At 61.6% G+C, this 12,864-nt stretch carries 10 protein-coding genes; 9 read left to right on the top strand and 1 reads right to left on the bottom strand.

Annotated features, from left to right (window positions below; genetic code table 11):
* The first annotated feature begins 193 nt into the window (after positions 1-193).
* The 8 genes from prmA to AC19YR_RS16045 all read left to right on the top strand — a co-directional run bounded on the left by prmA (position 194) and on the right by AC19YR_RS16045 (position 10,543).
* Entirely contained in the window at positions 194-1,072 is an 879-nt protein-coding gene (gene prmA / locus AC19YR_RS16080; protein WP_500599219.1) for a 50S ribosomal protein L11 methyltransferase, read from the top strand.
* 30 nt (positions 1,073-1,102) lie between these two features.
* Positions 1,103-2,323: a DUF3426 domain-containing protein gene (locus AC19YR_RS16075; protein ID WP_095109547.1), complete on the top strand. Its 1,221-nt coding sequence runs from the start codon at positions 1,103-1,105 to the stop codon at positions 2,321-2,323.
* A gap of 196 nt (positions 2,324-2,519) precedes the next feature.
* The gene (gene dusB / locus AC19YR_RS16070) at positions 2,520-3,533 is read left to right on the top strand and encodes a tRNA dihydrouridine synthase DusB (RefSeq protein WP_095109548.1); all 1,014 of its coding nucleotides are present in this window, start codon (positions 2,520-2,522) and stop codon (positions 3,531-3,533) included.
* The gene (gene fis / locus AC19YR_RS16065; RefSeq protein ID WP_003186237.1) at positions 3,530-3,850 is read left to right on the top strand and encodes a DNA-binding transcriptional regulator Fis; all 321 of its coding nucleotides are present in this window, start codon (positions 3,530-3,532) and stop codon (positions 3,848-3,850) included. The genes dusB and fis overlap by 4 nt, the downstream gene beginning before the upstream one ends.
* A gap of 81 nt (positions 3,851-3,931) precedes the next feature.
* A complete protein-coding gene (gene purH / locus AC19YR_RS16060) occupies positions 3,932-5,539 on the top strand; it encodes a bifunctional phosphoribosylaminoimidazolecarboxamide formyltransferase/IMP cyclohydrolase (RefSeq protein ID WP_095109549.1) in 1,608 nt (535 codons plus the stop codon).
* A 172-nt stretch (positions 5,540-5,711) separates the two neighbouring features.
* Positions 5,712-7,007 (top strand): phosphoribosylamine--glycine ligase, encoded by a 1,296-nt coding sequence (gene purD, locus AC19YR_RS16055; RefSeq protein ID WP_500599217.1) that lies wholly within the window; start codon positions 5,712-5,714, stop codon positions 7,005-7,007.
* 99 nt (positions 7,008-7,106) lie between these two features.
* Positions 7,107-9,884, top strand: a complete 2,778-nt coding sequence (locus tag AC19YR_RS16050; RefSeq protein WP_500599215.1) for a hybrid sensor histidine kinase/response regulator — start codon at positions 7,107-7,109, stop codon at positions 9,882-9,884.
* 62 nt (positions 9,885-9,946) lie between these two features.
* Positions 9,947-10,543, top strand: coding sequence for a MarC family protein (locus tag AC19YR_RS16045; RefSeq protein ID WP_095109552.1), 597 nt, complete (start codon positions 9,947-9,949; stop codon positions 10,541-10,543).
* Positions 10,544-10,592: 49 nt separating this feature from the next.
* Here AC19YR_RS16045 and AC19YR_RS16040 read toward each other — a convergent pair whose 3' ends face one another.
* Positions 10,593-11,411, bottom strand: a complete 819-nt coding sequence (locus AC19YR_RS16040) for a hypothetical protein (RefSeq protein WP_500599213.1) — start codon at positions 11,409-11,411, stop codon at positions 10,593-10,595.
* A gap of 372 nt (positions 11,412-11,783) precedes the next feature.
* On the opposite strand from AC19YR_RS16040, the gene AC19YR_RS16035 reads away from it, so the two are divergent.
* Positions 11,784-12,812, top strand: coding sequence for an IS30 family transposase (locus AC19YR_RS16035; RefSeq protein ID WP_197879309.1), 1,029 nt, complete (start codon positions 11,784-11,786; stop codon positions 12,810-12,812).
* Positions 12,813-12,864 lie beyond the last annotated feature (52 nt).

Below are 12,864 nucleotides of genomic sequence, written 5' to 3'. Positions count from 1 at the left end.
CCCGCGATGGCGGTGGTTCAGCCCGGCATTTATCGACGGCCATTACGCCCTCGCAAGCCCGCCAGCCCCCACACAGGATCTGCCGCACCTCATACCTTGATGCCAGGATTCGTTTTCTGCCCCCCGCTGGCGTAAACTTGCGCGCTTTCGCAGCCGCACCCGGCTGCACCCTCATTTTTCAAAGGTGCCCGCCATGCCTTGGCTGCAAGTCCGTCTGGCCATCAGCCCAGAACAAGCCGAAACCTACGAAGACGCGTTCCTGGAAGTGGGCGCCGTATCGGTGACCTTCATGGACGCCGAAGACCAACCGATCTTCGAGCCCGAGCTCAACACCACGCCGCTGTGGTCCCACACCCATCTGCTGGCCCTGTTCGAGGACGGCACCGACGCCGACAGCGTCCTGGCCCACATGGAACTGCTGACCGGCGGCCCGTTGCCCGAGCATCACAGCGAAATCATCGCCGACCAGGATTGGGAGCGCAGTTGGATGGACAACTTCCAACCCATGCGTTTCGGCCAGCGCCTGTGGATCGTGCCGAGCTGGCACGCGGCCCCCGAGCCTGAGGCGGTGAACCTGCTGCTCGACCCGGGCCTGGCCTTCGGCACCGGCACCCACCCCACCACTGCGCTGTGCCTGGAATGGCTCGACGGCCAGGACCTCAAAGGCTGCGACGTGCTGGACTTCGGCTGCGGCTCCGGCATCCTCGCCATCGCCGCGCTGCTGCTGGGCGCCAAGCAAGCCGTGGGCACCGACATCGACGTGCAGGCCCTGGAAGCGTCCCGCGACAACGCCGGGCGCAACCACATCGCCGAAGCGCTGTTCCCGCTGTACTTGCCCCAGGACCTGCCGCAAACCCAGGCCGACGTGCTGGTGGCCAACATCCTCGCCGGCCCGCTGGTGGCCCTGGCGCCACAGCTGTCGAGCCTGGTCAAGCCGGGCGGGCGCCTCGCGCTGTCGGGCATCCTCGCCGAGCAGGGCGAAGAAGTGGCCGCCGCCTACGCCCAGGACTTCGACCTCGACCCCATCGCCAATCGCGACGGCTGGGTGCGCATTAGCGGGCGTCGGCGCTAAAATGGCCGCCCGCCCGAACCGGATAGCCGCATGAGCGACAGCTTCGTCACCCAGTGCCCCCACTGCCAGACCCGTTTTCGCGTCAGCCACGGCCAATTGAGCGTGGCCCGTGGTGTGGTGCGCTGCGGCTCCTGCCTGCAAGTGTTCAACGCGGCCAAGCAATTGCTGGAGCAACGGGGCAAGCAAGTGCAGCCGCCCGCTGCCGCCCAACCGCCAGTGCCGCGCGCCATCAGCCAAAAGCAATGGAGCGCCACCGAGCTGGACTTGGACAGCCTCGACCTCGACAAGGAGCTCGCCCGCCTCGAACAGCGGGAAATCCAGCCCATCACCGACGCCAGCAAACCCCGCGAAGACAGCCTGAGCGCCAGCCGCGACAGCCAGGCCGGCGAAGAAGAACAGTGGTCCGACAGCCTGTTCAGCGAATCGGCCGCCGACCGGGCCCTGAATGACGAGCCGCCGGTCAGCGCAGAGCCACCCCTGGCCGACGACATCGAAGAAGCCCCGGCCAAGGCCGAGCGCACCGAACCCTCGCTGTCCTTCTCCACCCTCGACCTGGACGACGCCCCACCGGCCCCGCCCTTGCGCCTGGAGCAGCAAGCCGCACCGCGCCACGAACGCCTGTCCGCGGCCGACGACCTCGACGAAGCCACGCCGCAACCTGCCGCACCGCGCAAAAAACGCGAACGCAGCGAACCGCCCATGCACGAAGAAATCCTCCAGGACCTGGAAGACGACCCGCTGCACCTGGACTCGCAAAAACGCCGCTCGCCCTGGGGCCGCCGTCTACTCTGGGGCCTGCTGATCCTGCTCGCCGCCGGCGCACTGGCCGGGCAGTACATCGCCTACCACTTTGAAGAACTGGCGCGCCAGGATCAGTACCGCCCGTGGTTCCAGCAACTGTGCCCGCAAATCGGCTGCACCGTGCCGTCCAAGGTCGATATCGCCCGCATCAAGAGCAGCAACCTGGTGGTGCGCAGCCACCCGGACTTCAGCGGTGCTCTGGTGGTGGACGCGATCATCTACAACCGCGCACCGTTTTCCCAACCTTTTCCGCTGCTGGAGCTACGCTTCGCCGACCTGAACGGCCACTTGATCGCCAGCCGGCGCTTCAAGCCGGCGGAATACCTGGGCGGCGACCTCGAAGGCGTAGCGGAAATGCCGCCGCAAACGCCCATCCACATCGCCCTGGACATCCTTGACCCCGGTACCAAGGCCGTCAATTACAGCCTCAGCTTTCATTCGCCCGAATAAAACGGTTCAGCCCACAAGCCCGACCGCCCATTGACGGCGGTTTTCTGACTGGCTGATCCGCCAACCAAACCGCTGGCGATAACGCAATAACTGCTCAGATTTTATCCAATTGCGCCTTTAACCAGTCATCGAGAGCGGGTATCATGCCAACCCTTTTTCGTAGTCTCATGATCCGGCCCCACAACAGGGAAGTCCTATGTCGGCGGTACGCATCGGCCCATACACATTGCACAACGGCTTGATCCTCGCCCCCATGGCGGGCGTCACCGACCAGCCCTTTCGTCAGCTGTGCAAGCGTTTGGGCGCCGGTCTTGTAGTCTCGGAAATGGTCACCAGCGACATGAGTTTGTGGAACACCCGCAAATCCCGTCTGCGCATGATCCACGAAGGCGATCCCGAGCCCCGCTCGGTGCAGATCGCCGGCGGCGATGCACAGATGCTCGCGGACGCGGCCCGGGCCAACGTCGAGTTGGGGGCCCAGATTATTGACATCAACATGGGTTGCCCGGCGAAGAAGGTCTGCAACAAGGCCGCCGGCTCCGCGTTGTTGAAGGATGAAGCGCTGGTCACCGAGATCCTGCACGCCGTGGTGGCGGCGGTCGATGTGCCAGTGACGTTGAAGATCCGCACGGGCTGGGACCGGGCGAACAAGAATGGCCTGACGGTGGCGAAGATCGCCGAACAGGCAGGCATCACGGCACTGGCGGTGCATGGCCGCACCCGCGCCGACCTGTATACCGGTGAAGCCGAGTACGACACCATCGCCGCGATCAAGCAGGCCGTGTCGATCCCGGTCTTTGCCAATGGCGACATCGACTCGGCCCACAAGGCGCGCCAGGTTCTGGATGCCACCGGTGCCGACGGTCTGTTGATCGGCCGGGCCGCCCAGGGGCGGCCATGGATTTTTCGTGAAATCGAACACTATCTGCGTACCGGGCAAATCCTGCCGGCACCGCAGCTGTTCGAGGTGGAACGTATTCTGCTTGAGCATCTGGCCGCACTGCATGCCTTTTACGGGGATGTCATGGGTGTACGCATTGCGCGCAAGCATGTCGGCTGGTATCTCGCAACCCTGCCGGGCGCCAGGGAGTTTCGCGCCCACTTCAATCGTTTGGATGATACGGAAGCACAATGCGCCAACGTTCAGGCGTTCTTCGCCGAGCGTTACAAGAGCCTGGCGACAGGGGACGGAGAAGGGGTGGCCGCATGACGATGATGACCGAGACTTTAGTGAGTGGAACAACACCCGTGAGCGACAACGTGAATTTGAAACAGCACCTCAACACACCCAGCGAAGAGGGCCAGACCCTGCGCGGGAGTGTCGAGAAGGCGCTGCACAATTATTTCGCCCACCTTGAGGGCGCGGCCGTCACGGATGTGTACAACCTGGTGCTCTCCGAAGTCGAGGCGCCGCTGCTCGAAAGCGTGATGAACTACGTCAAGGGCAACCAGACCAAGGCCAGCGAACTGCTGGGGCTCAACCGAGGCACCTTGCGCAAGAAACTCAAGCAGTACGATTTGTTGTAAGCATTCAATCAAACCAGAAAGGCGAACGGGTCAAACCGGTCGCCTTTTTTGCTGACTCCTTTGCTTTTGATGGAAATTGAGATGACCGACCAGACTACCCGCCTGCCGATCCGCCGCGCCTTGATAAGCGTTTCCGACAAGACCGGGATCCTCGAATTCGCCCGTGAGCTGGAAGCCCTGGGCGTCGAGATCCTCTCCACCGGCGGGACATTCAAGCTGCTGCGGGACAACGGCGTGGCCGCAGTGGAAGTCGCGGATTACACCGGGTTTGCAGAAATGATGGACGGTCGCGTCAAGACCCTGCACCCGAAAATCCACGGCGGCATCCTCGGCCGTCGCGGTATCGACGACGCCATCATGAGCGAGCACGGCATCAAGCCAATCGACCTGGTGGCGGTCAACCTCTATCCGTTCGAAGCCACCATCAACAAGCCCGGCTGCGACCTGCCGACCGCCATCGAGAACATCGACATCGGCGGCCCGACCATGGTCCGCTCGGCGGCCAAGAACCATAAAGACGTGGCCATCGTGGTCAACGCCAGCGACTACGCTCAGGTGCTGCAAAGCCTCAAGGCCGGTGGCCTGACCTACGCCCAGCGTTTCGACCTGATGCTCAAGGCCTTCGAGCACACCGCCGCCTACGACGGCATGATCGCCAACTACATGGGCACCGTGGACCAGGCGGCGCAGACCCTGTCCACCGAAGGCCGCAGCCAGTTCCCGCGCACCTTCAACAGCCAGTTCATCAAGGCCCAGGAAATGCGCTACGGCGAGAACCCGCACCAGAGCGCGGCGTTCTACGTGGAAGCCAAGCCTGCCGAAGTGGGCATCGCCACCGCGACCCAACTGCAAGGCAAGGAACTGTCGTTCAACAACGTGGCCGACACCGACGCCGCGCTGGAATGCGTCAAGAGCTTCGTCAAACCTGCCTGCGTCATCGTCAAGCACGCCAACCCGTGCGGTGTTGCGGTGAGCCCGGACGACGAGGGCGGCATCCGCCAGGCCTACGAACTGGCCTACGCCACCGACACCGAGTCGGCGTTCGGCGGCATCATCGCCTTCAACCGTGAACTGGACGCCGAAACGGCCAAGGCCATCGTCGAGCGTCAGTTCGTCGAAGTTATCATTGCCCCGAGCGTCAGCGCCGAAGCCCGCGCCATCGTCGCCGCCAAGGCCAACGTGCGCCTGCTGGCGTGCGGCCAGTGGGCGGCTGAACGTGCCGCAGCCTGGGACTTCAAGCGCGTCAACGGTGGCCTGCTGGTCCAGAGCCGCGACATCGGCATGATCGGCAGCGAAGACCTGAAAGTGGTCACCCAGCGCGCGCCGACCGAACAGGAAATCCATGACCTGATCTTCGCCTGGAAAGTGGCCAAGTACGTCAAGTCCAACGCCATCGTCTACGCCAAGAACCGCCAGACCATCGGCGTCGGCGCGGGCCAGATGAGCCGCGTGAACTCCGCGCGCATCGCCGCGATCAAGGCCGAACACGCCGGCCTGCAAGTGCAGGGCGCAGTGATGGCGTCGGACGCGTTCTTCCCGTTCCGCGATGGCATCGACAACGCGGCCAAGGCCGGCATCACCGCCGTGATCCAGCCAGGTGGCTCGATGCGTGATGCAGAAGTGATCGCTGCCGCTGACGAAGCGGGCATTGCCATGGTCTTCACCGGTATGCGCCACTTCCGCCATTAAGGCAGTGGCCGGTTTTTAGCCACAAGCGGCAAGTTTGAGCAGACCCGCGTCGCCCTTAACTTGCCGCTTGCAGCCCTAAAACTTAGAAAATTGCACGCTGACTCAGCGCTTTTAAACTTGCAGCTTTTGACTTGCAGCTTGCATCTCGCAATGTCCTCCAAAGGAGTCTGACTTGAACGTCCTTATTATTGGCAGCGGTGGCCGTGAACACGCCCTGGCGTGGAAAGTCGCCCAGGACCCTCGCGTCCAGAAAGTATTCGTCGCCCCCGGCAACGCCGGCACGGCCATTGAAGCCAAGTGCGAGAACGTCGCCATCGACGTGTTGGCCCTGGAACAACTGGCGGATTTCGCGCAGAAGAACGTTTCCCTGACCATCGTTGGCCCGGAAGTACCGCTGGTGGCCGGCGTGGTTGACCTGTTCCGCAGCCGTGGCCTGGATTGCTTCGGCCCGACCGCTGGCGCCGCCCAGCTCGAAGGCTCGAAGGCGTTCACCAAGGACTTCCTGGCACGCCACAAGATCCCCACCGCCGACTACCAGAATTTCACCGAAATCGAGCCGGCCCTGGCTTACCTGCGTGAAAAAGGTGCGCCCATCGTCATCAAGGCCGATGGCCTGGCGGCCGGCAAAGGCGTGATCGTCGCCATGACTTTGGCTGAAGCCGAGGACGCCGTGCGCGACATGCTCGCCGGCAACGCCTTTGGCGAGGCAGGTTCGCGGGTAGTTATCGAAGAATTCCTCGATGGCGAAGAAGCCAGCTTCATCGTCATGGTCGATGGCAAGAACGTGCTGCCCATGGCCACCAGCCAGGACCACAAGCGCGTCGGCGACGGCGACACCGGCCCCAACACCGGTGGCATGGGTGCCTACTCCCCGGCCCCGGTGGTCACAGCCCAAGTCCATCAGCGGGTCATGGACCTGGTGATCTGGCCGACCGTGCGCGGCATGGCCGAGGAAGGCAACGTCTACACCGGTTTCCTGTACGCGGGCCTGATGATCGACAAGGCCGGCAACCCGAAAGTCATCGAGTTCAACTGCCGCTTCGGCGACCCGGAAACCCAACCGGTGATGCTGCGCCTGCAATCGAGCCTGGTGCTGCTGGTCGAAGCCGCCCTGGCGCAAGCCCTGGACAAGGTCGAAGCGCAATGGGACCCGCGCCCGAGCGTCGGCGTCGTGTTGGCGGCGGGCGGCTACCCCGGTGACTACGCCAAAGGCGTGGCCATCGAAGGCCTGGACGCGGCGGCGGCACTGCAAGGCAAGATCTTCCACGCAGGCACCGCGCTCAAGGACGGTCAGGTCGTTACCGCTGGCGGCCGCGTACTGTGCGCCACCGCCCTGGGCCAAAGCGTCGATGCCGCCCAGCAACAAGCCTACGCCTTGGCCGCCAAGGTTGACTGGCAGGGCTGCTTCTATCGCAAGGACATCGGCTACCGCGCCATTGCCCGCGAGCGTGGCGAAAATCAGGACTAAGCTATCCGTTCGGACAGGCAGGGGCCCCCGGCCCTTGCCGCGCTATTGCAGCGCCGCGCATAGTTACTATCCGGCCTCTATCTACGAAGGGATTTCGCCGTGCGCTGGCTCAGGATCGCCATAGGTTTCACCGTCAGCCTGCTGACCCTGTTCTGTTTGCTCCCGGCCCAGGCCGCGCAAGGCAGTGGCTGGGCGGTATTGCTCGACGAACAGGCCGACCTGCAACTGAGCGACATCCGCTCCTCGCGCTACACCAACCAATTCAGCCCCATCGAACTCAACCAGCTCAAGGCTGCCGAACCCGATGGCGCACTGTGGCTGCGCTTCAAGCTGCAACCAGGCAAGCATGAACAACTGCTGCGGGTCTTCGCCCCCGACCTGGCCCACCTCAATCTCTATGTGCTCGATGGCGACAAACTGATCGAGCAGGTCAACACCGGCAGCGAACCGCCGCGTACCGAGCGGCCACTGCCCAGCAGCGATTTCATGCTGGCCTTGCCGCAAAGCCCCAATACCCTCGATGTGTATGTGCGCCTGGTCTCCGAATACCAGTTACGCCCTCACGTCAGCCTGCAACCGGCGGTAAAGGCCGCGGCGGATCAGGGCCAGACACTGATCTACGGCCTGCTGTTCGGCTGCCTGGCCATGCTCATCCTGCATAACCTCACACGCTATTCCTACACCCGTTCGCGCAGCAGCCTATGGCTGGCCGCGTGCGAAGCCTTGCTGCTGCTCAGCCTGCTCCTGCTGCTGAACCTGGCCTCGCCCTGGTTTCCGGGCTGGCACTCGCTGCAGACCCCGGGCGCCTATATCGCGTTACTGCTGACTGCGCCCTGTGGGCTGATGTTCGCCTACCGGTTTTTCGAGCCCCTGGGCCCGCATCCGCTGAACAAACTGTTGATCGGCGACTTGGTGGTGATTTCCCTGGGTAGCCTGCTGTTGCTGTTCGTCTCCACCCTGCCACTGAACATCATGACCTACTGCCTGGTGTCGCTGGCCGGCCTGAGCATGCTGTTGGTGGGCGCGTATCACTGGCACAAGGGCTACCGCCCGGCGCGCCTGTATGTGGTGGCGATGGTGATATTCAACGTCGGCAGCCTCATCATTCTCCCGGCACTGTTGGGCCTGACCCTGGTGTCGCCGCAGAACCTGATAATGACCCTGCTCGTGTTCATCTGCATCAGCGGCCTGCTGATGAGCGTGGCCCTGGGCGAGCGCCAGCGCAGCATTGCCGAAGACCGTTTCAGCGCCAGCCGCGACCTGGCCGCCAGCAATGCCGAGATCAACGCCAAAGCCCAGTTCCTGGCCAAGATCAGCCACGAAATCCGCACCCCGATGAACGGCGTGCTGGGCATGACCGAGTTGCTGCTGGGCACACCGCTGTCGGTCAAACAGCGCGACTACGTGCAAACCATCCACAGCGCCGGCAACGAACTGCTGACCCTGATTAACGAGATTCTCGACATTTCCCGCCTCGAATCCGGGCAGATCGAACTCGATGACGTGCAGTTCGACCTCAACGCCCTGATCGAGGATTGCCTGAACATCTTCCGCGCCAAGGCTGAACAGCAGAACGTGGAACTCATCAGTTTCATCCAGCCGCAAGTGCCCCGGGTCATCAGCGGCGACCCCACGCGCCTGCGCCAGGCCCTGTTGAGCCTGCTGGAAAACGCCCTGAAGAAAACCGATGAAGGCGAAATCCTGATTGTCGTCGCCCTGGACGACCGTAGCGCCAAGCCGCAACTGCGCATCGCCGTCAAAGACAGCGGCGAGCCCATGGAAAGCGACGAGCGCGACGCCCTGCTCAACGCCGAGCTGCACAGCAAGAACTTCCTCTCCACCACACGCCTGGGCGCCAACCTGGGGCTGGTGATCGCCCGGCAACTGATCCTGTTGATGAATGGCGAGTTCGGCATCAAGAAAGGCAGCCCCCGTGGCAGCACCCTGTGGCTGACGTTGCCCCTGGATCCGGAGCGCCTAGAACACCCCACCAGCGACCTCGATAGCCCGCTCCAGGGCGCGCGGGTACTGGTAGTGGACGACAACGACACGTGTCGCAAAGTCCTGGTGCAGCAGTGCAGCGCCTGGGGCCTGAACGTCAGCGCCGTGCCGTCGGGCAAGGAGGCCCTGGCGCTGCTGCGCACCAAGGCCCATTTGCGCGACTACTTCGACGTGGTCCTACTCGACCAGAACATGCCCGGCATGACCGGCATGCAACTGGCGGCCAAGATCAAGGAAGACCCGAGCCTGAACCACGACATCCTGCTGATAATGCTCACTGGCATCAGCAATGCGCCGAGCAAGATCATTGCGCGCAACTGCGGAATCAAGCGCATCCTCGCCAAACCCGTGGCCGGCTACACCCTCAAGACCACCCTGGCAGACGAGCTGACCCAACGCAGCAAAGGCCAGACCAAGCCTTACCAAGCCCCACAGGCCAACCTGCACAATGTCCAGGTACCCGGCGATTTCCGCATCCTGGTGGCCGAGGACAACAGCATCTCCACCAAGGTCATCCGCGGCATGCTGGGCAAACTCAACCTGCAGCCCGACACCGCCAGCAACGGCGAAGAAGCGCTGCGCGCCATGAAAGCCACGCGCTACGACCTGGTGCTTATGGACTGTGAAATGCCGATCCTCGACGGTTTCTCCGCCACCCAACAACTGCGGGCCTGGGAAGTTGGCAACCAGCGCCAGCGCACCCCCATCGTCGCCCTCACCGCCCACATCCTGACCGAGCACAAAGAACGTGCACGCCTGGCCGGCATGGATGGGCACATGGCCAAACCAGTGGAATTGTCGCAGCTGCGCGAACTGATCGAGCACTGGGTCGCCCAGCGCGACGCCCATAGCCAAGCCACCGCACCCACCTTGTGAGCCGACAGGCTGCCTAACCCCTGATAGACTCTGCGGGCCCTCCCTCGCTGCGAGCTCCCACCATGCTGCATGTGCTGTTCAGCGTTTATCTGAAGATGCTGGTGCTTTACAGCCCGTTCTTCGTCCTGTCGTGCTTTATCAGCCTCACGCGCGGTTATTCCAGCAAGGAACGCCGGCGTCTGGCTTGGAAAGTCGCCCTCGCGACACTGGTGTCCAGCATTCTGCTGTACCTGTTCGGGCGGGTGATTTTCAGTGTCTTCGGCATTACCGTGGACGCCTTTCGCATCGGCGCGGGAAGTGTGTTGTTCATTTCGGCGCTGGGCATGGCCCAGGGCAAGTCCGCCGTGCAAACCGACAACGTCCAGCAGGACGTGACTATCGTGCCGTTGACCATTCCCCTCACCGTCGGCCCCGGCACTATCGGCGCCCTGTTGGTGATGGGCGTCAGCCAGCCACACTGGGATGACAAGCTCGCCGCGATCCTCAGCATCGCACTGGCCAGTTTCACCGTGGGCGTGGTGCTCTACCTCTCGCACCGTATCGAACGCATCCTCGGAGACCAGGGCCTACAGATCGTCAGCCGCTTGATGGGGCTGTTCGTATGTGCCCTGGCGGCACAGATCATCTTCACCGGGATCAGAGGGTATCTGGTGCCTTGAATATTGAGGCCGAAGTTATAAGCCTTCGGCCCTTACCCACCCGTGCCAACTAGCCCTTGTACCGGGCAAACCGTCGGCTTAATGCCGCGCTGAAGTAACCGTTGACCACACTCTCGATCTTGTCTCGGATTCCGGCATAGCGCTGCGGGTTAAACGTGATGTAGGCGTTCCCGTAGAAAATACCGCGCCCAGAACTTTTCCAGTCGAAGAACAACACCCCGCTGTCATTGCTAACAGTGGTCGCGCGGATGGACCATAACGAGGTGATGATCGCGCCGTTCTTCAACTGATTACAGGGCATCACCGCCAGCCTTCCACCACGGGCTTTCACAACCTCGCGATTGAACAGGGTAATGGCCTCGGGTTCCTTCTTCAGGGCCGACAGCGTTGAGTCAGCGATAGCCCCAAGTACCCCAACTGCGGGAATCGCTGCTTTAGCCGCGTTAACTCCGGCGAGGATGATATCCGTAACGATATTGTCCATTGTCAGTTGGAGAGAACTTTTGTCGTATGCGTTGTAACCCGCATCGGCCACAAGACAGCCCGCTTCTTCCATACACTTCAAGAAAGCCAAATACCATCCCTCGGCGTCGCTTACGTCGGGAACCTCAGCATTGGCCTCCAGTTTTGCGAACTTGATGAGGTTCTCGATAATAAGCATGTTATCCAGCGAAATATCATCGCCATAACCCACCAAAGAATTACTCAGCACCACCGCATCGAAGTCCTTAGTTGGGAAGGAAGGGGGTGACAGTACGGACCGGCGCGGGCGGGAAATAAAACTGGCCTTTGTCAAATACTTGCTTGCGCGAGCCTCTATTCGCGCCACGCACTCGTCTTCATCGTACCGACTCTCAAAATTTTCCATAACTCACATTCCTTTGTAATTAAACATCAAACCCCACTGGGGGCTACAACGAGCTTAGACAACACCCGAAAAACCTAAAAAAACAATAATTTCAAACCATGTAAAAACCAAAACATAACAATAATTAAATATTCCGTTACAGCCTCCCCCATGACAAATTCATACTTAATAATGACACTCAACCTTCACGTTTTTTCACCCAATAAACACCGCTCGATAAAAACTTCTATTTCAATAACCCCACCGAGATCTCATCATGAACAGTCAAACTCCAGCCGGCATGGTCACCGGCCACAACCTGATGTCGTTTATCGAAGGGCGGCCGCGAAAACTGAGTGCAACACCTGACCTTTCCGGTACGGTGCTGCCCCTATGTCTTATTCCGAACTCAGCGTTGAAGAACGCGCCACCATTCAAATCGGTCATGCCCAAGGCTTGAGCCTGCGCAGGATTGCCTGCTTGATCACCCGATCGCCTTCGACCATCAGCCGGGAGTTGCGCCGCAATCGAGAGGCCTGCGGCGGCTACTCGGCCCGCGTGGCCCAGCAGCAGATGCAGGCCCGCCGCCAGGTTTGTCGACCGGTGCGAAAGTTGTTGCCGGGTAGCGAGCGCTTCGAATTGGTGACCCACATGCTGCGTGAGCGTTTGTCTCCCGAGCAGATTGCCGGCAAGCTGCGCAGTATGAACATACCCAATCTCAGAGATGCCTACGTCTGTCGCGAGACGATCTATAACGCGATCTATGCCTTGCCGGTCGGCGAGTTGCGTAAGGAGCTGATCATCTGCCTGCGCCAAAGCAAGACCACGCGCAGACCGCGCTCTGGCGGCGTGGATCGGCGCGGCCAGATCCCCGAGATGGTCAGCATTCATGTGCGCCCGCCGGAGATCGAAGACCGTCTGATGCCTGGGCATTGGGAAGGCGACCTGATCAAGGGGAAGGCCAACGCCTCGTCTGTAGGCACGCTGGTGGAGCGTACCAGTGGTTATTTGATGTTGGTGAAAATGAATGATGCGACGGCAACCTCGGCGATGGAGGGCTTCAGTGCGGCGCTCAATGGCATGCCGCTGGCGATGCGCAAGAGCATGACCTACGACCAGGGCCGGGAGATGGCGCGGCATGCTGAAATCACCCAGCAGACCGGGGTGGCCATTTACTTCTGCGACCCGCACAGCCCCTGGCAGCGAGGCAGTAACGAAAACATTAACGGCCTGATCCGTCAGTACCTGCCCAAAGGGACGGACTTGTCGGGACACAGCCAAGAACAGTTGGATGCCATTGCCTTGCAACTGAATATGCGCCCCCGTAAACGCTTCGATTTCAAATGTCCGATCGAAATGATGGGTGAGGTGATGCAAATGGCCGTGGTTATGCGGCACGATGCGCCCACTTCAATTCAATAACTGTGTTGCACTCAGTTCCTGCAACCGCCAAGACTTATCACTTCAGGACCTT

The organism is Pseudomonas sp. MF08817 (assembly GCF_059862705.1).
Note: the sequence above shows the minus strand (reverse complement) of the source record. Positions and strands in the feature narration are given on the sequence as shown.